This is a genomic window from Streptomyces tardus (assembly GCF_018101125.2).
Classification (GTDB): domain Bacteria; phylum Actinomycetota; class Actinomycetes; order Streptomycetales; family Streptomycetaceae; genus Streptomyces; species Streptomyces tardus.
Window position 1 is genome coordinate 472,083 of record NZ_JAELVF020000004.1, and the last position, 19,123, is coordinate 491,205.

17 protein-coding genes and 1 tRNA gene are annotated in these 19,123 nt (G+C 71.2%); 8 read left to right on the forward strand and 10 right to left on the reverse strand.

The annotated features are described in order from the left end of the window. The first annotated feature begins 304 nt into the window (after window positions 1-304). Window positions 305-517, forward strand: coding sequence for a type II toxin-antitoxin system HicA family toxin (locus JGS22_RS24580; RefSeq protein WP_211040893.1), 213 nt, complete (start codon window positions 305-307; stop codon window positions 515-517). Next, a complete protein-coding gene (locus JGS22_RS24585; protein ID WP_211040892.1) occupies window positions 514-1,020 on the forward strand; it encodes a hypothetical protein in 507 nt (168 codons plus the stop codon). The genes JGS22_RS24580 and JGS22_RS24585 overlap by 4 nt, the downstream gene beginning before the upstream one ends. 373 nt (window positions 1,021-1,393) lie before the next feature. Here JGS22_RS24585 and JGS22_RS24590 read toward each other — a convergent pair whose 3' ends face one another. Both JGS22_RS24590 and JGS22_RS24595 read right to left on the reverse strand, forming a co-directional pair. Then, window positions 1,394-2,605 carry an acyl-CoA dehydrogenase family protein gene (locus JGS22_RS24590; RefSeq protein ID WP_211040891.1) on the reverse strand — a complete coding sequence of 404 codons (1,212 nt, stop codon included), beginning with the start codon at window positions 2,603-2,605 and terminating at the stop codon, window positions 1,394-1,396. A gap of 14 nt (window positions 2,606-2,619) precedes the next feature. Continuing rightward, the gene (locus JGS22_RS24595) at window positions 2,620-3,081 is read right to left on the reverse strand and encodes an SCP2 sterol-binding domain-containing protein (RefSeq protein ID WP_211040890.1); all 462 of its coding nucleotides are present in this window, start codon (window positions 3,079-3,081) and stop codon (window positions 2,620-2,622) included. A 68-nt stretch (window positions 3,082-3,149) separates the two neighbouring features. Between JGS22_RS24595 and JGS22_RS24600 the strand changes: the two genes are divergently transcribed. Then, window positions 3,150-3,809 carry a TetR/AcrR family transcriptional regulator gene (locus JGS22_RS24600; protein ID WP_211040889.1) on the forward strand — a complete coding sequence of 220 codons (660 nt, stop codon included), beginning with the start codon at window positions 3,150-3,152 and terminating at the stop codon, window positions 3,807-3,809. An 89-nt stretch (window positions 3,810-3,898) separates the two neighbouring features. Here the strand turns inward: JGS22_RS24600 and JGS22_RS27195 are convergent, their stop codons facing one another. Beyond that, on the reverse strand, window positions 3,899-4,783 hold the full coding sequence (locus tag JGS22_RS27195; protein ID WP_211040888.1) for a MaoC/PaaZ C-terminal domain-containing protein: 885 nt from the start codon (window positions 4,781-4,783) through the stop codon (window positions 3,899-3,901). A gap of 4 nt (window positions 4,784-4,787) precedes the next feature. Beyond that, the gene (locus tag JGS22_RS24610; protein ID WP_211040887.1) at window positions 4,788-6,137 is read right to left on the reverse strand and encodes a 3-oxoacyl-ACP reductase; all 1,350 of its coding nucleotides are present in this window, start codon (window positions 6,135-6,137) and stop codon (window positions 4,788-4,790) included. Between the two features lie 74 nt (window positions 6,138-6,211). Here JGS22_RS24610 and JGS22_RS24615 point away from each other — a divergent pair, with 74 nt between their 5' ends. From JGS22_RS24615 to JGS22_RS24630, 5 genes are all read left to right on the forward strand, one after another. Next, window positions 6,212-7,522 (forward strand): acetyl-CoA C-acetyltransferase, encoded by a 1,311-nt coding sequence (locus JGS22_RS24615; protein WP_211040886.1) that lies wholly within the window; start codon window positions 6,212-6,214, stop codon window positions 7,520-7,522. Between the two features lie 104 nt (window positions 7,523-7,626). Then, the gene (locus tag JGS22_RS24620) at window positions 7,627-9,543 is read left to right on the forward strand and encodes an AMP-dependent synthetase/ligase (protein WP_211040885.1); all 1,917 of its coding nucleotides are present in this window, start codon (window positions 7,627-7,629) and stop codon (window positions 9,541-9,543) included. 239 nt (window positions 9,544-9,782) lie between these two features. Further along, on the forward strand, window positions 9,783-10,700 hold the full coding sequence (locus tag JGS22_RS24625; protein WP_211040884.1) for a hypothetical protein: 918 nt from the start codon (window positions 9,783-9,785) through the stop codon (window positions 10,698-10,700). A gap of 343 nt (window positions 10,701-11,043) precedes the next feature. Then, entirely contained in the window at window positions 11,044-11,157 is a 114-nt protein-coding gene (locus JGS22_RS27505) for a putative leader peptide (RefSeq protein WP_372454355.1), read from the forward strand. Window positions 11,158-11,527: 370 nt separating this feature from the next. Continuing rightward, a complete protein-coding gene (locus JGS22_RS24630) occupies window positions 11,528-12,424 on the forward strand; it encodes a glutathione S-transferase C-terminal domain-containing protein (RefSeq protein ID WP_211040883.1) in 897 nt (298 codons plus the stop codon). A 121-nt stretch (window positions 12,425-12,545) separates the two neighbouring features. On the opposite strand, the gene JGS22_RS24635 is transcribed toward JGS22_RS24630, so the two are convergent. From JGS22_RS24635 to htpG, 6 genes are all read right to left on the reverse strand, one after another. Then, window positions 12,546-12,617, reverse strand: a tRNA-Cys gene (locus tag JGS22_RS24635). 294 nt (window positions 12,618-12,911) lie between these two features. Then, complete coding sequence (locus JGS22_RS24640) at window positions 12,912-13,409, reverse strand: DUF5709 domain-containing protein (RefSeq protein ID WP_211040882.1); 498 nt, start codon at window positions 13,407-13,409, stop codon at window positions 12,912-12,914. Between the two features lie 142 nt (window positions 13,410-13,551). Further along, a complete protein-coding gene (locus tag JGS22_RS24645) occupies window positions 13,552-14,397 on the reverse strand; it encodes an ABC transporter permease (protein ID WP_308405883.1) in 846 nt (281 codons plus the stop codon). Continuing rightward, entirely contained in the window at window positions 14,394-15,413 is a 1,020-nt protein-coding gene (locus JGS22_RS24650) for an ATP-binding cassette domain-containing protein (RefSeq protein WP_211040881.1), read from the reverse strand. The genes JGS22_RS24645 and JGS22_RS24650 overlap by 4 nt, the downstream gene beginning before the upstream one ends. A 173-nt stretch (window positions 15,414-15,586) precedes the next feature. Then, a complete protein-coding gene (locus tag JGS22_RS24655) occupies window positions 15,587-16,423 on the reverse strand; it encodes a pentapeptide repeat-containing protein (RefSeq protein ID WP_211040880.1) in 837 nt (278 codons plus the stop codon). Between the two features lie 288 nt (window positions 16,424-16,711). Next, on the reverse strand, window positions 16,712-18,634 hold the full coding sequence (gene htpG / locus JGS22_RS24660; protein WP_211040879.1) for a molecular chaperone HtpG: 1,923 nt from the start codon (window positions 18,632-18,634) through the stop codon (window positions 16,712-16,714). Between the last annotated feature and the right edge of the window lie 489 nt (window positions 18,635-19,123).

Below are 19,123 nucleotides of genomic sequence, written 5' to 3' on the forward strand. Positions count from 1 at the left end.
TGAGGTCGTAGTGGCCTTGCCGGGACTCGCACCCGTATCGGGGGAGCGGCTGGTTGGTGCCCGAAGCTCTCCCCGGCCGCAGCTGGATGGGCGGTAAGCCAGGGCACCAGCCACACTCGCAGTGCCGCCGAAGCCCCACCGGCGGCGCTGCGAGTGTGGCCGGCGAGGGCGCACCCAAGGGTGTGGCGCCAAGCGCTGAGAGCCGAACCGTGCGGGAGTTTCGAGCAGACATGGAGTTTCGCACTCCGGTTGATGCGTCTAGTTCGAATTGACTTGACTCGTCCAGCGTTACTAGACTTATTCTGTGAAGTACAGAGTTCTGGTCAGGAAGATCAGAGACGCCGCGAGTGCTCAGGGCATCGACTTCGAGATGAAACGCCAGAATGGCAGCCACCAGATGTGGAGCTGCGGCGACATCTCCGTCGTGATCCCCAAGCACGCCGAGGTCAACGAGATGACCGCCGAGGGGATCTGCAAGCGGTTGGAAACAGCGCTTGGGAAGGACTGGTGGCGATGAAAACCTACGAGGTCACGGCCCGACGCTCCGGCGACTGGTGGGCGCTTGAAGTACCCGAGCTGCCCGGAGTCTTCAGCCAGACGAAACGGCTCGACCAGGCCGACGAGGCTGCCCGGGAAGCCATTGCCCTCATGGCCGACGTCGAACCCGAGGAGGTGCACGTCCGCGTCGCGCCACTGCTCTCCGGTGAGGAGAAGGAAGCCCTGGCGCGAGTCCGAGAGGCGAGAGCGGAATCGGAGAAGGCTGCGGCAAAGGAGCGCGAAGCCATGCAGTCCGCGGCGGCGATGCTTGCCGAAGGGCTGAGTCAGCGGGACACGGGACGCATCCTCGGTGTCTCGTTCCAGCGCGTCTCCCAGTTGATAAAGGAACGCTCCAAGGGCGAAGCGCTGAAGGCTGAGGGGACGAAGGGCGATCGCGGCTCACGCCGGGCCGAGTCGGATCGGGCGGAGGAGTCGGCCGCACCGGAGCCCGCACCCCGCGGGGAGACACGCTCGGCAGCCTGACGCTCGGGTCGGAGGGCCCATCCAGCCGGATGGGTGATGGGTCCCTCCGACCTGAGCCGAGCTCACCGTCCCCCTCGTCGGCGCAGTGCCGGTCCGTGGTGGCGGCGCCGCATCACGCCGCAGGGCCTGGTGAAGTACCCGCTCGCATGCGACGTGGTCGATGGGCGGAGGGCGCCGAGCGCCTGGGGGAGGTGTGGCGGGAGGCGATGCGTCCGGGTGTGCGTGAGCGGGGGTACGGGCCTGTACCCCCGCTCGTCAAGGAGATGCGGTCTGTCTCCCAGAACTCTCCCGACCCCCGTCGACAGGCCGTGAAACGCCCTGCCGAGTCCCCGTGGGCGCAGCCGTCCTCGGAGAGGCGAGGTGCCGTCTGGCCTCAGCGGATGTGGCGGCCGGAGATGGCCCGGGCGATGACCAGTCGCTGGATCTCGCTGGTGCCCTCGAAGATCGTGTAGATCTTGCTGTCGCGGTACATCCGCTCCACCGGGTGCTCCCGGCTGTAGCCCGCGCCGCCGAGGACCTGGATCGCCTTCTCCGTCGCGCTGACGGCGAGTTCACCGGCCCGCAGCTTGGACATCGAGCCCTGCCCCGCGGTGAAGGACTTCTCGTTGCGCGCCATCCACGCCGCCTGCCAGATCAGCAGCCGTACGGCCTCGATCTCGGTGCGCAGATCGGCCAGGGTGAAGGCGATGGACTGGTTGTCGATGATCGGTCGGCCGAACGCCTCCCGCTCACCGGCGTACTCCAGCGCGTACTCGTAGGCGGCGCGCGCGATGCCGAGCGCCTGGGCGCCGACGGTCGGCCGGCTGACCTCGAAGGTCGCCATCGCCGCCTGGCCCTTGGATGTCCTGCCCTCGCGGGCGCCCGCCAGTCGGCGGTCGAGGCGCTCCTTGCCGCCGAGGAGGCAACTGCCCGGCACTCGCACGTCGTCCAGGAAGACGTCGGCGGTGTGCGAGGCGCGCAGCCCCAGCTTCTTGATCTTGCGGCTGCCCTCCAGCCCCGGCGTCCCGGGCGGCACGATGAACGCGGCCTGCCCGCGCGATCCGAGCCCGGCGTCGACGGAGGCGACCACGACATGGATGTTGGCGATGCCGCCGTTGGTGATCCATGCCTTCTGGCCGCTGAGCACCCACTCGTCCTTGGCCTCGTCGTACCGGGCGCGGGTGCGCATCGCCGAGACGTCGGAGCCGGCCTGCGGCTCGGAGACGCAGAAGGCGGCAAGCTGCGGCTCGGACTCGTCGCCGAAGCACTGCGGAACCCATTCGGCGAGCTGGTCGGGCGTGCCGGAGGAGAAGATCCCGGCGACCGCGAGAGAGGTGCCGAAGAGCGACATGCCGATGCCGGCATCGCCCCAGAACAGTTCCTCGTTGGCGATCTGGAGCGACAACCCGGTCGGGTCGCCGAAGAGTTCGGCGAGCGACTCGAATCCGTAGAGGCCGATCTTCGCTGCCTCCTGGATGACCGGCCAGGGGGTCTCCTCGCGCTCGTCCCACTCGGCCGCGGCGGGGCGCACGACGTCCACGGCGAAGCCGTGCACCCACTCCCGCAGATCCTTCTGGTCCTCGTCGAGTTCGAGAGAGAAGCTCATGTGCGGTGCGCTCCTCAGGCCTTGGGGATGTCGAAGAGGCGAGTGAGACCGGAGGCGAGCGCGACATCGCCGGCGATCTTGAGCTTGCGGGTCATGAACATGGTGACCGGGCCGGCGTTGCCGGAGACGAGCTTGAGGAACTCGGCGTCGCCCATCAGCAGGGTCACGCGCGGCTCGGCCTCGCTGCGGCCCTCGGTGACGGTGCAGGTTCCGTCCGAGATCAGGGTCTCGTAGACGACCTCGCTCTCGCCGTCGATCTTCCATCGGATCAGGGCCTCGGTGGAGCCCGCCGCCTCCGGCTTGAACTGCTTCTCCATCCGACCGAAGACCTCGCCGAGCACGCGGGTCCGCAGCTCGCCCTGAGCCAGCTCCTTGATCTCCTTGTTGGAGAGCTTCTTGACGATGCGGGCGAACTCCTCGGGGGAGACGCTGGCGAAGTCGAGCTTGCTCAGGTCGCTGGTGATGTCGTCAGCCATGACCGATCCTTACTAAGAAGTAATCTTACTGGGAAGTAAGGTAGCTCGGGCTGGGTAGGCTGACAAGGGTGAAGGAGCAACGCAAGCGCAGAGTGCCACGGCGGATCCGCGAACAGCAGATCATCGACGTGGCGGTGACGGTCTTCTCCAAACGCGGCTATCACGCCGCCTCGGTGGACGAGATCGCCGACCTCGCGGGCATTTCCAAGCCGATGGTCTACCTCTACCTGGATTCCAAGGAAGGTCTGTTCGTCGCCTGCCTGCGGCGCGAGGCCGAGCGCTTGGTGACGGCGTTCCAGGCCGCTGCGCGCGGTCAACAGGGGCCGGACGCGAGGCTGTACGCAGGCCTGGGGGCCTTCTTCGGCTTCGTCTCCGAGCACCGGGACAGCTGGGTGGTGCTGCACCGCCAGGCGTCAGAGCTGAGCGAGACCATCGCGGGCGAAGTGGCGCTGGCCAGGCGGGCAGTGATGGAGCAGGTCGCGGGGCTGATCAGCGACGGCATCGCGGAGAGCGGCAGCACCGCCGATCTGCGTGAGGAGGACGCCGACTTCGTCGCGCACGCGCTCGTGGGCGCCGCCGACTACGTGACCGACTGGATGGAGCGCCATCCGGACCAGGCTCCCGACACCGTCACCCTGCGGCTGATGAACATGCTCTGGGTCGGCATGCGCAACGTCCTGAACGGCGAGGCGTGGCTGCCGCCGGTCGCGCCGGACCCGCCGCAGTGAGCCCGGCCCCGCCGCCCGCGCCTCCCCGCGAGGGCGGCGCCGTACGGAGTTGACGACCCGTACGGCGCCGAGCCTGCGCGCGAGTCCTGTCAGTCCAGCGCGGTCAGCGAGCCGCGCAGATGCTCGCGCTCCTTGCCGCTCGCGCCGCGCAGCCCGAAGCGCCAGTCCTCGCCGGTCTGCGTCGCCGCGAACCGCACCGAGGCCGGCAGCAGCACCGGGGACCTGAAGGCGACCTCCACCCGGTACGCGTCCGGGAGCCGCTCCGTACGCTCGGAAAGCGCCGCCAGGCAGCGGGCCTTGGTCCACATGCCGTGTGCGATCGAGCTGCGGAAGCCGAACGGCTTGGCGGCCAGCGGGTGGAGGTGGATCGGGTTGCGGTCGCCGGAGACCGAGGCGTACCGCCGCCCCACCGAGCCCGGCACATGCCACTCCCGGGTCAGCCCGGCGTCCTCGAAGGAAGTCGCCGGCGGCTCGGTGCGGCCGAAGCCACCGGCCTCCTCCTCGCTCCTGCCCCGGCGCAGATACGTGCTGGTCGAACGCCAGACGGTGGCGGTGCCGTCGTCGGCCTCGGCCCGGATGTCGAAGACCCTGCCCTTGGGGTGCGGTCGCAGGTCCTGCGCCCACACCTGGTACGTGAGGGTCTCGCCGGGACGGATCGGACGCAGCTGCTCGACCGTGTTGGCCACATGCACCAGGCCGAGCAGCGGGAAGGGGAAGTCCGCCGCCGTCATCAGGGCCATCGACGGCCCGAAGGCAACCATGTGCGGATAGGTGGCCGGCAGCACCGCGTGTTCCTGGAAGCCGCAGACTCCGGCGTACTCGGCCAGATGCTTCTCCCGCACGGTCCGGCCGCGCAACACCAGCCGTCTGTCCGGCAGTTCGCACGGGGCGCCCTTCTTCGGCAGCACCGCCCTGAGGTACATGCCGGCCAGCCCCGGCACCCCGGTGAGCTCCTGTGTGGTGTACGCGCTCATCCGTTCACGCCCCCAACAGGCCCTGGCCGCACACCCGCAGGACCTGGCCGGTCACCGCACCGCTGGCTGGGGACGCGAAGTACGCCACCGCCTCGGCGACGTCGACCGGCTGCCCGCCCTGCTTCATGCTGTTCAGTCGGCGTCCGGCCTCCCGGATGAAGAGCGGCACCTGCGCGGTCATCTGCGTCTCGATGAAGCCCGGCGCCACCGCGTTCACCGTGACCCCGCGGCCCGCGGTGTACGGCGCCAGCGAGCGGACGTGGCCGATGAGGCCGGCTTTGCTCGCGGCGTAGTTGGTCTGGCCGACGTTGCCGGCGATTCCGCTGATGGAGGAGACGCAGACGATGCGCCCGCCCTCGGCGACGACCGGGTCCTTCTCGTCCAGCAGCCGGTCGTTGAGCCGCTCGACCGAGGAGAGGTTGACGGCCAGCACGGAGTCCCAGCGGTCGCGGCTCATCCGGCCGAGGGTCTTGTCCCGGGTGATGCCGGCGTTGTGCACGACGATGTCCGCGCCGCCGCGCCGCTCCCGCAGCTCACGGGCGAGCGCCTGCGGGGCGTCCTCGGCGGTGACGTCCAGCTCCAGCGCGCTGCCGCCGATCCGCTCGGCCACCGCGCGCAGTTGCTCGCTCTGGGCGGCGATGTCCAGGCAGACGACATGGGCGCCGTCACGGGCCAGTGTCGCGGCGATGACCTCGCCGATGCCGCGCGAGGCACCGGTCACCACGGCGGTCTTCCCCTCCAGCGGCAGATCCCAGCTCTGCGGCACGCCGCCCCGGTCGCCGTCCACCACGAGGACCTGGCCGGAGACGTAGGCCGAGCGCGGCGAGAGCACGAAGCGCGTGGTCGACTCGATCGCCTCCTCCGAACCCGGGGCCACCAGCAGCAGTTGGGCGGTCGCGCCGCGCTTGAGCTCCTTGCCCGCCGACCGTACGAAGCCCTCCAGCGCGCGCTGGGCGGCGGCCTCCCGGGCGGTGGTCGTGTGCTCGGGGGGAGTGCCGATCACCAGGAGCCGGCCGGAGGCGGCGAGCGAGCGGACTCGGGGGTGGAAGAAGGTGTGCAGCGCGTGCAGTTGGTCACTGTCCCGGATGCCGGTGGCGTCGAAGACGAGCGCATCGGGGCGGTGGCCGTCGCGCGGCTCGGTGCCGGTCTCGACCTCGGCACCGGCCGCCGCCAACTGGCTGTGCAGCGACTTCTGCACGCGTCCGGAGGGCTGACCGCCCAGCACTATCGGGCCGGGGAAGGCGGGTGCGCCGGGGAGGTGGCGCCGCAGCGGTTCGGGCTGGGGAAGGCCCAGCCGCTTGGCGAGAAAGCCTCCCGCGCCCCCGGAGGTCAGTTTTTGGTAGCGGTCAGCCATTGATTTCTCCCTACGCGTGAGTAAGTTTACCCAACAGTAAGAACTGTACGGTCAGACCACAAGGAGCAGCAGACATGGCTTCGATCGGGCGCCGCGTCGCGATCATCGGCGGTAACCGCATTCCGTTCGCCCGCTCGGACGGTGCCTACGCCACCGCCTCCAACCAGGAGATGCTGTCGGCTGCCCTGACCGGGCTGGTCGACCGGTACAACCTGGCCGGAGAGGTGCTCGGCGAGGTCGCCGCGGGCGCGGTCCTCAAGCACAGCCGGGACTTCAACCTGGTGCGCGAGGTCGTCCTCGGCAGCGAACTCGACGCCAGGACGCCGGCGTACGACCTCCAGCAGGCGTGCGGCACCGGCCTGGAGGCGGTCATCCTGGTCGCCAACAAGATCGCGCTCGGCCAGATCGACGCCGGTGTCGCCGGCGGCGTCGACACCGCGAGCGATGCACCGCTCGCTCTCAACGACCAGCTGCGCAAGGTGCTGCTGCGCACCCGCCGGGCCAAGAGCGTGCCCGCCAGGCTCGGTTCGCTGGCCGGGATCAGGCCGCGCCACGTGGTGCCGGAGATCCCGCAGAACTCCGAGCCGCGCACCGGGCTCTCGATGGGCGAGCACGCCGCGGTCACCGCCGCGCAGTGGGGCGTCACCCGCGAGGACCAGGACCTGCTCGCCGCCACCAGCCACCAGCGCCTGGCCGCCGCGTACGAGCGGGGATTCCAGGACGACCTGGTGACGCCCTTCCGAGGGCTGGAGCGCGACCAGAATCTGCGTCCCGACAGCAGCGTCGAGAAGCTCGCCAAGCTGAAGCCGGCCTTCGGCGGCTCCGGCGGCACCATGACCGCGGGCAACTCCACTCCGCTCACCGACGGCGCCTCCACCGTGCTGCTGGCCTCCGAGGAGTGGGCCGCCGAGCGCGGACTGCCGGTGCTCGCCTATCTGCGCGCCTCGCGCACCGCCGCGGTGGACTTCGTCGGCGGGCGGGACGGCCTGCTGATGGCGCCGGTGTACGCGGTGCCCCGGCTGCTCAAGGACGTCGGCGCGGGACTCGGCGACCTCGACTACTACGAGATCCACGAGGCGTTCGCCTCCCAGGTGCTGGCCACCCTCGCGGCCTGGGAGGACGCCGACTTCTGCGCCGAGCGGCTCGGTCTGCCGGAGGCGCTCGGCAGCGTGGACCGGGACCGGCTCAACGTCAACGGCTCCTCGCTGGCCGCCGGCCACCCCTTCGCCGCGACCGGCGGACGGATCGTGGCCAACCTCGCCAAGCTTCTCGACCACAAGGCCCGCGAGCGCGGTCCGGCCGAGGACGGCGGCCCCGTCGCCCGCGGACTGATCTCGCTGTGCGCCGCGGGCGGGCAGGGAGTGACGGCCGTACTGGAGCGCTGAGTCGGCCCACTCGGGGGAGCCCGCCGCACTCCGGCGGCGGGCGCTTCATCGACCACGACCGCGACCCGCAGACCGACGCACGAGCCGCGAACAGGAGCCACAGGATGGGCGTACGCAAAGACCTCAAGAAGGCGCAGCAGCATCCCGAACTCGCCAACCGGGTAAGGGTGGAGACCGTCAAGGAGGGCGGCGTCGTACGGGAGGCGCGCGCCTCCCGCCTGGTCGACCCGCCGACGAGCGGCAGCACCGCCGACATCCCGTTCACCAACGCACAGGAGCAGCCGGGGACACTCGCGCTCCGCCGCCGCACCGCCGACGGCTGGGACGAGGTCAGCGCGAAGCTCTTCGCCGACGAGGTGAACGCCGCGGCCAAGGGTTTGATCGCCGCCGGGCTGGAGCCCGGCGGACGGGTCGCGCTGATGTCGCGCACCCGCTACGAGTGGGCGGTGCTGGACTTCGCCATCTGGGCCGCGGGCGGCCAGACGGTCCCGATCTACGCCACCTCCTCGGTGGACCAGGTCCGATGGATCCTCCAGGACTCGGACGCCCGGCTGGTGGTCGCCGAGACCCCGGAGAACGCGCGGACGGTCGAGCAGGCCGCCGAAGGCCTGGAGGAGAGCCGCCGTGTCTGGCAGCTGGACGCCGACGGCATGGACGAACTCGCCGCCGCCGGCCGGGAGATCGAGGATGCGGAGGTCGCCCGCCGTCGCGCGGCGCTGACCCCGGACTCCATCGCCACCATCTGCTACACCTCCGGCACCACCCGCCGCCCCAAGGGCTGCGTGCTCACCCACGGCAACCTGCTCGCCGAGGCCGCGAACACCATCGAGCTGCTGCACCCGGTCTTCCGCGAGGTGACCAAGCAGGACGCCTCGACGCTGCTCTTCCTCCCGCTGGCGCACATCCTGGGCCGCACCATCCAGATCGCCTGCCTGATGGCGCGCATCGAGGTCGGACACTGCCCGAGCATCAAGCCCGACGAACTCCGCCCGGAACTGCGCAGCTTCCGGCCGACGTTCGTGGTCGGCGTGCCGTACCTCTTCGAGAAGATCCACGACGCCGGCCGGGCCACCGCGGAGAACCTGGGCCGCGGCGCCTCCTTCGATCGGGCCGACCGGATCGGTGTCAACTTCGGCGAGGCGTCGCTGGCGAAGTACCTGGGCACGGGGGCCGGCCCGAAGCTGGGGCTGCGCCTGGCGGCGGGCCTGTACGACCTGCTGGTCTACCGCCGCATCCGCAAGGAGCTCGGCGGTCGGCTCAGCTATGCCATCAGCGGCGGCTCCCCGCTCGACAAGCGTCTGAGCCTCTTCTTCTACGCCGCCGGCATCGTCATCTACGAGGGCTACGGACTGACCGAGACCACCGCCGCGGCGACCATCACCCCGCCGCTGAGCCCGCGTCCGGGCACCGTGGGCCAGCCCGTCCCCGGCACCACCATCAGGATCGCGGACGACGGCGAGGTGCTGATCAAGGGCGGCATCGTCTTCGGCGAGTACTGGAACAACCCGGCCGCCTCCCAGGAGGTGCTGCACGACCGGTGGTTCGCCACCGGGGACCTCGGCGCGCTCGACGAGGACGGCTACCTCAGCATTACCGGCCGCAAGAAGGACATCCTGGTCACCTCCGGCGGCAAGAACGTCTCGCCGGCGGTGCTGGAGGACCGGCTGCGCAGCCGTCCGCCGGTCGGGCAGTGCATCGTGCTCGGCGACGGACGCTCCTACATCTGCGCCCTGGTCACCCTGGAGCCGGAGGCCAGGGAGCACTGGCTGGCGATGCGCAAGCGACCCAAGGACACTCCGCTGTCCGAGCTGCGGGAGGACCCCGAGCTGATCGCGGACGTCCAGAAGGCCGTCGACTACGCCAACGAGGCGGTCTCCAAGGCCGAGTCGATCCGCAGGTTCCGTATCATCGACGGGGAGTTCAGCGAGGAGAACGGCATGCTCACGCCCTCGCTGAAGGTCAAGCGGGCCGCCGTGCTGAAGGCGCACGAGTCGGAGATCGAGGCGCTCTACGCACGCTGACCGCCCTCGGTCACGAAGAGAGTGGTGCGGCGTCCTCCGGGCGCCGCACCACTCCTGGTTCGGGGCCGGGAGCCGCTCCCCAAGTGGCCGGAACCTGCCTGCTGTCCAGAGCCCCGTACTACTGCGAGCATGACAAGCGCCAGTGATTGTCCCGGTACACAAGTGACAGCGAGGCTGTGATGAGGAGTAACTGGAATGACACGGAGCAACCCGCGAGGCCGACCGACCCGGCGGCCCCCGTGCCCGACAGCGCGTCCGCGTCCGGCGGAAAATCGTCGTTCGACGACATCTACGACCAGCCCGACCCCCGCGCGTACTACCGCACCCTGGGACCGTACGAGTACCAGATCCCGCACCACGCACAGCAGCTGACCCGCCGTCTGCTGGGCACCAAGCCGCTGGTGGCGGCTGCCGAACACGGCCCCGTCGCAGTGCTGGACCTCTGCTGCTCCTACGGGCTGAACGCCGCCCTGCTCAACCACACGCTCACGCTGGACGACCTCTACCGCCACTACGCGCAGCACGACACCGGCGCCGGGACCGCGAACCCGGGCGGCAGCGCGACCGCCCGGCCCGGACCGGGTGAACTCCTCGCCGTCGACCGGGAGTTCTACGCCGCACACCGCCGCTACGACGCCGTACGGGCCCTCGGCCTGGACGCCGCGGCGAACGCCGTCGGCTACGCCCGGGACGCCGGCCTCCTGGAGGAGGGCCACCACGAGGACCTGGAGCGACACGAACCGAGCGACGCCCTGAAAGCGGCGCTCGGCAGTGTCTCGCTGATCACCGTCAGCGGCGGCGTCGGCTACGTCACCGAACGGACCTTCGCCCGGCTGGTGCGCCATCTGCCGCCGCACGCCTGGGTGTTGGCGCTGGTGCTGCGCACGGTCGGCTACGAGGGGATCGTCCGGACCCTCGCCGAACACGGGCTCACCACGGTCCGCGGGCCGGGCACCCATCGCCAGCGCCGCTTCACCTCCGCGCAGGAGCAACGGCACGCGGTCGAGGCGGTGCGGGCGGCCGGCCTGACGCCCGAGGGGTTCGAGGCGGACGGGCACTACCACGCCGAACTCTGGCTCTCCGGCCCCGGCGACCGCGAGTCCGTCGCCGCCGTGCTCGACGAGGTCGCTGTGCCGGACGGGGCCGCCAGCGGCTGAACGGGCCCCCGTTCGGCGTTCCGGAAGCCGTCTCCAGCCGGTGGCGGCAGAACGGTCGGACCGCCGCCGAGTGCCGGGGCTCTCGGCGGGCAAAGGGTCGGCGAGGTGCCGAGACCGCGGTGAAGGCCGGCTTCTCGCGAGGGGCACCACCGGGCGTCGGCGAGCAACTGCGGACGGGCGGAAGGGAGTTCAGGGGCGTCCGGCGGTGAACAGGCGCTCTTGACCGGTCCCCGGGGCTCACGGAGACTCGACATCGAGCGCCGGTACGGGCTTCGGCGGTCGCAGAGGGCCGTCCGCCGCCGAGGTCCTTCCGGACTCGGCATCGACCGACAGACGGGATGCCATGATCGGCGCACCGGCACCGACGCATATCGAGGCGGCCGAGAAACCGCCCGTGTGTCCGCTGCTGACCTCCCGTCGCCACATCGATCTGCTGCGGGTCGCCGGCGCGAGCTAGGCCCCGCATCTGCCTCCCCCTCCGCTCCCGGGCGGAGGGGGAGGCGTGCGTGCGCCCGCTCCCGACCCCTGCCCGCGTCCGGGTCGGCCGGGGCCGCGCACTTCGACGCCGCGCCGCGGGGCGCCCCGAACTCGGCCCGCCCGCCCGGTTCGGTCCCGAGCGCGCATCGTACCGATGCGCGCCCACCGCTCCGGCAGCGGCGCACCCGCACGCCTCGACGCACTCCATCGACGCGCCCTGCCGACGGGCCGCACCCGCTCTACCGCCCGCCGGCCGCACCCCCGGGGCCGTCCGCAGCCGTCCGCAGCCGCCCGACCGTCCGCAGCCGCAAGGCGCCCGTGTCTCGACCCGCCTCTCCAAGGAGCCAGTCATGTCGGGAAAGAACGCACCCGCACCCACCACGCCCGGTTTCACCGGCCGCCTCGGCGACGCCCGCAGCGGCGGCTTCTACCCCGTCCCCCAGCGGTACGGGCTCCATCTCGCGCTCTCCTGCCCGTCCGGACTGCGCATCGCGATCGCCCACGCGCTGTTGCGGCTCGAGGGGCGGGTCGCTCTGCACCTGTTGCCACCGGTTCCGGGGGAGGGCGGCGACCATCCGGAGCTGCGCGCCTGGTACCAGGCCTCCCGCCACGGCCACCCCGGCCCGTACACCGCGCCGCTGCTCACCGACGCGTGGACCGGCCGTATCGTCAGCGACCGGCCCGGTGACATCGTCACCGACCTCGCCACGCACTACGGGGGCGCGCGTGAACTCCTCCCCGTCGACGCCTCGCAGCGGTCCCGGGCGCAGGAGCTGTCGGACCTGTTCGACCGGGACATCGGCGAGGCGGCCGGAGAAGCGGGCGAGGCCCGGTCAGGGGCCGCCGAGGCGCTGGAAAGGCTGCTGGCCGCACTCGGTTCCCTCGAAGCGCTGCTGGAGCGCCGGCCGTACGTACTGGGGGAGCGGCTGACGACCGTCGACGTCCATCTGTGGACCACTCTCGTACGGCTGGACCACGTGGACCGCTGGCACCTCGACGCCCGGGCCACCCACCGCATCGCGGCGCATCCCCAACTCTGGGCCTACGCCCGGAGGTTGCTCGCCCTGCCGGAGTTCGGGCAGCAGCTGCGCACCTCCGACATCCTCTCCCGGCACCATGTGCACTGCCGGGGTCTGGAGGCGGCCGGAGCGGCGGTGCGCATCATCGACTGGCAGCGACCCGCCCCGCTGCCCGAGTCGTGCACCGAGCAACGCAGCAACGTCGCCGCAGGCTGCCGCCGGCTGTAGCCCCGGCCGCCGGGGCGTACCTCCCCGTGCGCCCCCGCCTTGCCGCCGGTGTTGCCGCGTGGACCGGCGGTCCGCGTCAGCCCGGTCCGGACGAGCGTTCCGGCCCGGCTGACGCGGCCCGAGACCGTGGCGGGATTCGAACCCGCACAACCCGTTTTGCAGGCGGGCCCCTGAGCCACTCGGGCACACGGTCCTGCGTCGGCGAAGACCGGCCGGTGGGCACCGGCCCCGGCCCGCCCCGACGAGTGGTCCGACGCCAACCGGCGCCGCGGCCGACGTGGAAGCGCCCGCGGCTCGCCGCAACACGATCGCCGTACGTCCGTCACGACCGCCCGCGCACCGTGGCACCACTCGCGCAGGGCCACCCGCGCCCTTACCTCCGCCCGCGCCGCCGGGCCGCCCGTGCCGGGTCGTATCCCGTGTCGGGCCACCTCCCGTGCACGGGCCGTCCGCGTCTTGTCAGGCGGTCGCGGTCGGGACGCCCGCGTCAGTCGAGCCGGTACGGGTTGCCGGAATCCTCCGGCTCGTCCGGGTCGTCGACGACGGTGTGCATGGCGGCTTCCTCGGCGGAGGCCGCCGCGCTGTCGATACCGACGTCCGTCGCGTACACGTCGCCCCCCGCGCCGGACCGAACGCCCTCGCCCAGCGCGACGATCCGCCCGGAGCGGAGCGATCCCACCTCCTCGTCCAGCGGTTCGCCCTCGCCGGAGGCCAGGTCGCCGACGCCGTCGCCGTCGGGCACGCCGATCTCGGGGACCTCGTGGGAGAGCCGCACCTCCAGCGGCTCGCCGTCGTGCTGCTCGGAGGCGGTGGTGCCCCAGCTCTCCACCGCCAGAGGCCGTTCGGGCGGCGAGTACCCCTCGACCTCCGGATCGACGCCGCGGTCGATCAGGGTGTCCTCGGGGCCGAGCAGTCCCGCGTCGTCCTGCACCTCCGAGCCGTCGGGCTGGTGGACGTCGTCGCCCATCGCGCTCTCGCCGCTCATACCCCACGCTCCGTTCAGCCGTTCCGTACGGTCCGATCCCCGGGGCCTGCCCAGTCGGGCACCATCAAATCTAAGGACCCGCGACGGGGTGTGCCAGGCAGACCGGCACGGTCCGCATCGGCGGCGGAGCAGCGCGGTCGCCTCACACGGTCAGGCGTCGGCGGCGGAAGAGCGCCGCTGCCAGCGGTACGAGCAGCACCAGCGCCCCCGTCCACCAGGCGGTGGCCAGCCATGCCGAGTCGCCGATCGGCATGTCCAGCAGCAGTCCGCGCACCGCGTCGATCAGCGGCGAGAACGGCTGGTGCTCCGCGATGCCCCGCAGCGCACTCGGCATCGTCTCCGCCGGTACGAAACCACTGCTCAGATAGGGCACGAAGACGATGATCAGACCCAGCCCGCTGGCGCCCTCCGGAGTGCCGGTCACCAGCGCGAAGATCACCGCGAGCCAGGAGACGGCTGTGACGAAGAGCAGCAGCAGCGCCAGCGCGCCGAGCCACTGGCCGGGGCCCGCCTGCGGCCGGAAGCCGACGGCCGCTCCGGCCGCCATGATGATCGTGATCGACAGGAAGTTCCGTGCGACCGAGGCGACGACATGCCCCGTCAGCACGGCGATCTCGAGCGTCGGCATCGAGCGGAAGCGTTCGACGATGCCTTCCTGCAGATCGTTGGCCATGCTCACCGCGGTGCTGGAGGCGTTGAAGCAGACACTGACCACCACCAGCCCGGCGATGACGTAACTGGCGTACTCCGTACTGCCGGTGTCGATCGCGCCGCCGAACAGGTAGCGGAAGACCAGGAGTTGGACGAGCGGCAGCACCATCGCCACCACCAACTGCTCGCCGTTGCGGGTCAGATGGCGCATGCTGCGGCCGATGAGAACCAGCGTGTCGCTCAGGCCCAGGCGTACCCGGTCCACCGGCGACCGATCTGCGCAGGGCAGCCGGTCCTCGTCGAGGGGGAGCGCGGTGGTGCTGGTCGTCGTGGTCACCGTGCGGTCACCGGCCCTTCGGCGGAGTGGGTGTCGGCCGCGGACGTGGGCGCGGGGAAGCGGTGGTCCGGTGCGGGGGAGGCGGGGGCACCGCCGGTGAGGCTGAGGAAGACGTCGTCCAGCGTCGGCCGACTGAGGCCGACCCGTTCGATGTCGACGCCGTGCGCGTACAACGCGTCGAGTGCGCCGTGGAGTTGGCGGGGTCCGAGGACCGGAGCGGTCAGCCGCAGGCGTTCCTCGTCGTACGAGTCGGTGAGCCCGCCCAACACCCGCAGCGCGTCGCGCAGTTCGTCCACGTCGGCGAAACAGAGCTCCAGTCGTTCGGTGCCGACGCGTTCCTTGAGCTGTTCGGGGGTGCCCTCGGCGACCACCGCACCGGCGTCCAACACCCCGACGCGGTCGGCGAGTTGGTCGGCCTCGTCCAGGTACTGGGTGGTGAGGAGGATGGTGGTGCCGTCGCCGAGGAGCCCCTTGGTCAATTCCCACATGGTGGCGCGGCTGCGAGGGTCGAGACCGGTGGTGGGCTCGTCGAGGAAGAGCACCCGCGGCCCGGCGATCAGCCCGGCCGCCAGGTCGAGCCGCCTGCGCATGCCGCCCGAGTACGTCCGCGCCGGCCGGTGGGCCGCGTCGCTCAGATCGAGGCGTTCGATCAGCTCCTCCGCCCTGCGGCGCGACCCGGCTCGGCCCAGACGGTGCAGCCGGCCCATCATCACCAGGTTCTCCCGGCCGGTGAGCAGCAGGTCGAGGGCGGCGTACTGCCCGGTGAGGCCGATGGTGTTCCGGACCGCCCGGGCCTGTCGCACCACGTCGAACCCGCCGACGTACGCGGCTCCACCGTCCGGGGCGAGCAGTGTGGCGAGGATGCGCACGGTGGTGGTCTTGCCTGCGCCGTTGGGGCCGAGCAGCGCGTACATCCGACCGCGCTCGACGGTGAAGTCCACGCCCCGCAGCACGGGTTGACCGTCGTAGGACTTGTGGAGGTCGTGCACCTCGACGGGATCACGAGGGTTGGGCACGGCGGCCACCCGCTTTCTGTGTATGCCATAAACTCAGGTGTGGATAGCGTACGCAGTAAGAGGGTGGCAGAGCAATCGAAAGTCGCGCGGGTGTCCCCGGCCGAGCTGGGAGGGCGCCGGGAGGTGCGCGGGAGAGAAGGCACCTGGGGGGGGCGACCGGGCGTCGGCGGGGTCTACCAGTGGGCGGGGCGCGCCAGCGCGACGGGCAGCACCGTGTCCGCGTCGCCGCGGGCGGAGTCGAGCTGCGCCTGGGTGAGGAAGAGCGCGCCGGCGAGGTTCGCCCCGCACAGGTCGGCGCCGCGAAGGTCCGCACCGATGAGGTCGGCGCCCCGCAGATCCGCGTGCCGCAGATTCGCGGCGACCAGTAGCGCTCCGCGCAGATTCGCCGCGCGGAGCCGGGCCGACTCCAGCCGTGCCCCGGTCAGATCGGCGCCGCGTCGGTTCTGCTTCCTGCCCGGAGTGCGGGAGCGCTGGAGCTCGCCGGCGCGCAGCAGCAGCGCGCTCACCGAGGCACGGTGCGCCTCTACGTCCAGCGCCCGCAGCTCCTGCGACGTGCCCAGCGTGAGCTGTTCGGTCCGGCGCAGCGTCCGGCGCAGCTCACCGCGGAGCGCAGCCGCGCCGGGGAGCCCGAGCGCCTCGGTCAGGTACCACAGCAGCTCGTGCAGGGTGCGCATGACCGGGAAGACCTCGAACATCTCGCGCGCCCGGCCGGCGTCCCCGCGCCAGTCGGTGCCGCCGAACGTCACCCGTGAGACCTTCTGGCCCGCGCCGAAGCACTCGAAGACCGTGCAGCCGGAGAGCCCCCGCTCGCGCAGGTCCGGGTGGACGCCGCAGTGGAAGTCCTGCCGGAGGTTGCGGCAAGGGCTGCCCGCCGGCTTGTCGAACGCGAACTCCGAGGAGGCGAAGAAGGGGAGCGCCACACAGCACAGCCCGAAGCAGTCCCCGCACCGCGCCCGGAGCTCGCTGCCCTCCCGCGGACGGGACGGGGGCGGGTCGGCTGTGTCGGTCATTCGGGCCTTCGGGTTCGTGCGCGCAGTGGAGCGCCGACCGTAGCTGCGCGGCGGCAGCGGGAGCCAACCCTTTTACGCCCGCGGGCGGTGCTCGCGCGACGCGGCCCGCCCAGCCGCCCGGCGACGCGTGCTTACGGACACGTACGCACGTCCCGGACGCGCGGGAGCCCGCGGCGAATGCGACGGCCCGGCACCGGGCGGCCGTACGCCACCGGTGCCGGGCCGTCGCTCGACGCCCTTGCCGCCGCTCGACGAGCGGGCCGCGGCCGGCCCGCTCGACGGCGCGGGTTACAGGCCCGCGGCCAGCCGTCCGGCGAGCAGCCTGCTGAAGCGTGCGGGGTCGCTCAGCTCCCCGCCCTCGGCCAGCAGCGCCATGCCGTGCAGCAGCTCGGCCGTCTCCGTCAGACCCGGGTCCTCGCTGTCCTTGGTGTGCGCCTCCCGCAGCGCCACGACCAGCGCGTGCTCGGGGTTCAGCTCCAGGATGCGCTTGACGTGCGGAAGTTCCTGGCCCATCGCCCGGTACATCTTCTCCAGGGTCGGGGTCACGTCTCCCGCGTCGCCCACGATGCAGGCCGGTGAGGTGGTCAGCCGGGAGGAGAGGCGCACCTCCTTGATGTCCTCACCGAGCGAGTCGCCCAGCCAGGCGAGGAGCGGGCCGAACTCCTCGGTGCGGCGCGCGGTCTCCTCCTCGCTCTCCTCGTCGTCCTCGGAGCTCTCCAGGTCGACCTGGCCCTTGGCGATCGACTGCAGCGGGGTGCCGTCGTACTCCGTGACCTGCTCGACCCACACCTCGTCGACCGGGTCGGTGAGCAGCAGCACCTCGTACCCCTTCTCGCGGAAGGCCTCGATGTGCGGGGAGCTCTCCAGGCGCGCACGGGAGGGGCCGGTGAGGTAGTAGATGTGCTCCTGCCCCTCCTTCATCCGCTCCTTGTAGGCGCGCAGCCCGGTCTCCTCCTTGGGGTCCTCGGTCGAGGGGAAGGAGCAGGCCTCCAGCAGCGTCTCCCGGTTGTCGAAGTCGCTGAGCAGCCCCTCCTTGACCGCGCGGCCGAACTCCTGCCAGAAGGTGCGGTACTTCTCCGGGTCCTTGCCGCGCAGCGCCTTGACCGTCGAGAGGACCTTCTTGACCAGGCGGCGGTGCATCAGCTGGATCTGCCGGTCCTGCTGAAGAGCCTCGCGCGAGACGTTCAGCGAGAGGTCCTGGGCGTCCACGACGCCCTTGACGAAGCGCAGGTAGTCGGGGAGCAGCGTCTTGCAGTCGTCCATGATGAAGACGCGCTTGACGTAGAGGTTCACGCCCCGGCGTGCGTCCTGGTGGAAGAGGTCCAGCGGCGCACGGGAGGGGATGAACAGCAGCGCCTGGTACTCGAAGGTGCCCTCGGCCCTGGTGTGGATCGTCTCCAGCGGATCGGACCAGTCGTGGCTCACGTGCCGGTAGAACTCGCCGTACTCCTCGGCGGTGATCTCCTCGGGCGAACGCGACCACAGCGCCTTCATCGAGTTGACCGTCTCCACGGTCGACTCGACCTCGCCGTCCTCGCCGGTCTTCTCGACGGGCAGCCGTACCGGCCAGGGGATGAAGTCCGAGTGCTGGCGCACGATCGCGCGCAGGGCGTCCGGCTTCGTGTAGTCGTACAGGTGGTCCTCGGTGTCGACCTCCTTGAGGTGCAGGGTCACCGAGGTTCCCTGCGGGGCGTCGTCGACCGTCTGCAGGTCGTAGGTGCCCTCGCCCGCCGACTCCCAGCGCGTGCCCGCCTCCTCGCCGGCGCGGCGGGTCACCAGCGTCACCCGGTCGGCCACCATGAAGCTGGAGTAGAAGCCCACTCCGAAGCTGCCGATCAGGTCGGCCGAGGCGGCGCCGTCCCGGTTCTCGTTCGCCTCCTTGAGTTTCCTGGCGAACTCCGCGGTGCCGGACTTGGCGATGGTGCCGATGAGCGCCACCACCTCCTCGCGGGACATGCCGATGCCGTTGTCACGGACGGTGAGCGTGCGCGCTTCCTCGTCCGGTTCGAGGGCGATGTGCAGATCGGAGGTGTCCGCCTTCAGCTCGCCGTCGCGCAGGGACTCGAGGCGGAGCTTGTCCAGGGCGTCGGACGCGTTGGAGATCAACTCACGGAGAAAGATGTCCTTGTTGGAGTAGATCGAGTGCACCACCAGCTGCAACAGCTGGCGGGACTCGGCCTGGAACTCGTACGTCTCGACCTTGCCGCTCACGGCGCTCCTCCCGAGGAGACTCTCGATGCTCTGTGGAACACCCGGCCGTCGACCGGGTGTGCGGGCGCGTCCCCCGACGCGGCCCGAGGGGACTGATATTGCCCGGTCACCACGCGATTGGTCGAACCGGAGCGACTGTCTTCCGCTGCTCCGGGGCCCCGCCCACGCGGCGCGCGCGGCGCGGGCGGAGGCGCGGCGACCGCCGACGGCGCGACAGGGCACGCTCCGACGCTTTGTCAGCTAAATCCTTAGCCAGCCGTAACACCGCTCTGAGCTGCAATTTCTCGCTCCTCGCGAAGGCCCCCGAGCACCCCGAAAGTTGATGACAGAACGGACCGAAGTCACGCCTTGACAAGGGATCTCCGGCGACCTCACAGTGGGCGCTACGCACAACGCAACGAAATGCGTTCTCTGCGTATTCCTGAAGAACCTTATTGCGCCCCGTCCAGGGTCCGCTCCGGTGTGCTCTTCACCCGGCGCAATCCGTCC

Bases quoted from the DNA above. Each gene is read 5' to 3' on its own strand.
- JGS22_RS24585 (WP_211040892.1), top strand. From the start codon at position 514: ATGAAAACCTACGAGGTCACGGCCCGACGCTCCGGCGACTGGTGGGCG.
- JGS22_RS24590 (WP_211040891.1), bottom strand. From the start codon at position 2,605: ATGAGCTTCTCTCTCGAACTCGACGAGGACCAGAAGGATCTGCGGGAG.
- JGS22_RS24595 (WP_211040890.1), bottom strand. From the start codon at position 3,081: ATGGCTGACGACATCACCAGCGACCTGAGCAAGCTCGACTTCGCCAGC.
- JGS22_RS27195 (WP_211040888.1), bottom strand. From the start codon at position 4,783: ATGAGCGCGTACACCACACAGGAGCTCACCGGGGTGCCGGGGCTGGCC.
- JGS22_RS24610 (WP_211040887.1), bottom strand. From the start codon at position 6,137: ATGGCTGACCGCTACCAAAAACTGACCTCCGGGGGCGCGGGAGGCTTT.
- JGS22_RS24615 (WP_211040886.1), top strand. From the start codon at position 6,212: ATGGCTTCGATCGGGCGCCGCGTCGCGATCATCGGCGGTAACCGCATT.
- JGS22_RS24620 (WP_211040885.1), top strand. From the start codon at position 7,627: ATGGGCGTACGCAAAGACCTCAAGAAGGCGCAGCAGCATCCCGAACTC.
- JGS22_RS27505 (WP_372454355.1), top strand. From the start codon at position 11,044: ATGATCGGCGCACCGGCACCGACGCATATCGAGGCGGCCGAGAAACCG.
- JGS22_RS24630 (WP_211040883.1), top strand. From the start codon at position 11,528: ATGTCGGGAAAGAACGCACCCGCACCCACCACGCCCGGTTTCACCGGC.
- JGS22_RS24640 (WP_211040882.1), bottom strand. From the start codon at position 13,409: ATGAGCGGCGAGAGCGCGATGGGCGACGACGTCCACCAGCCCGACGGC.
- JGS22_RS24655 (WP_211040880.1), bottom strand. From the start codon at position 16,423: ATGACCGACACAGCCGACCCGCCCCCGTCCCGTCCGCGGGAGGGCAGC.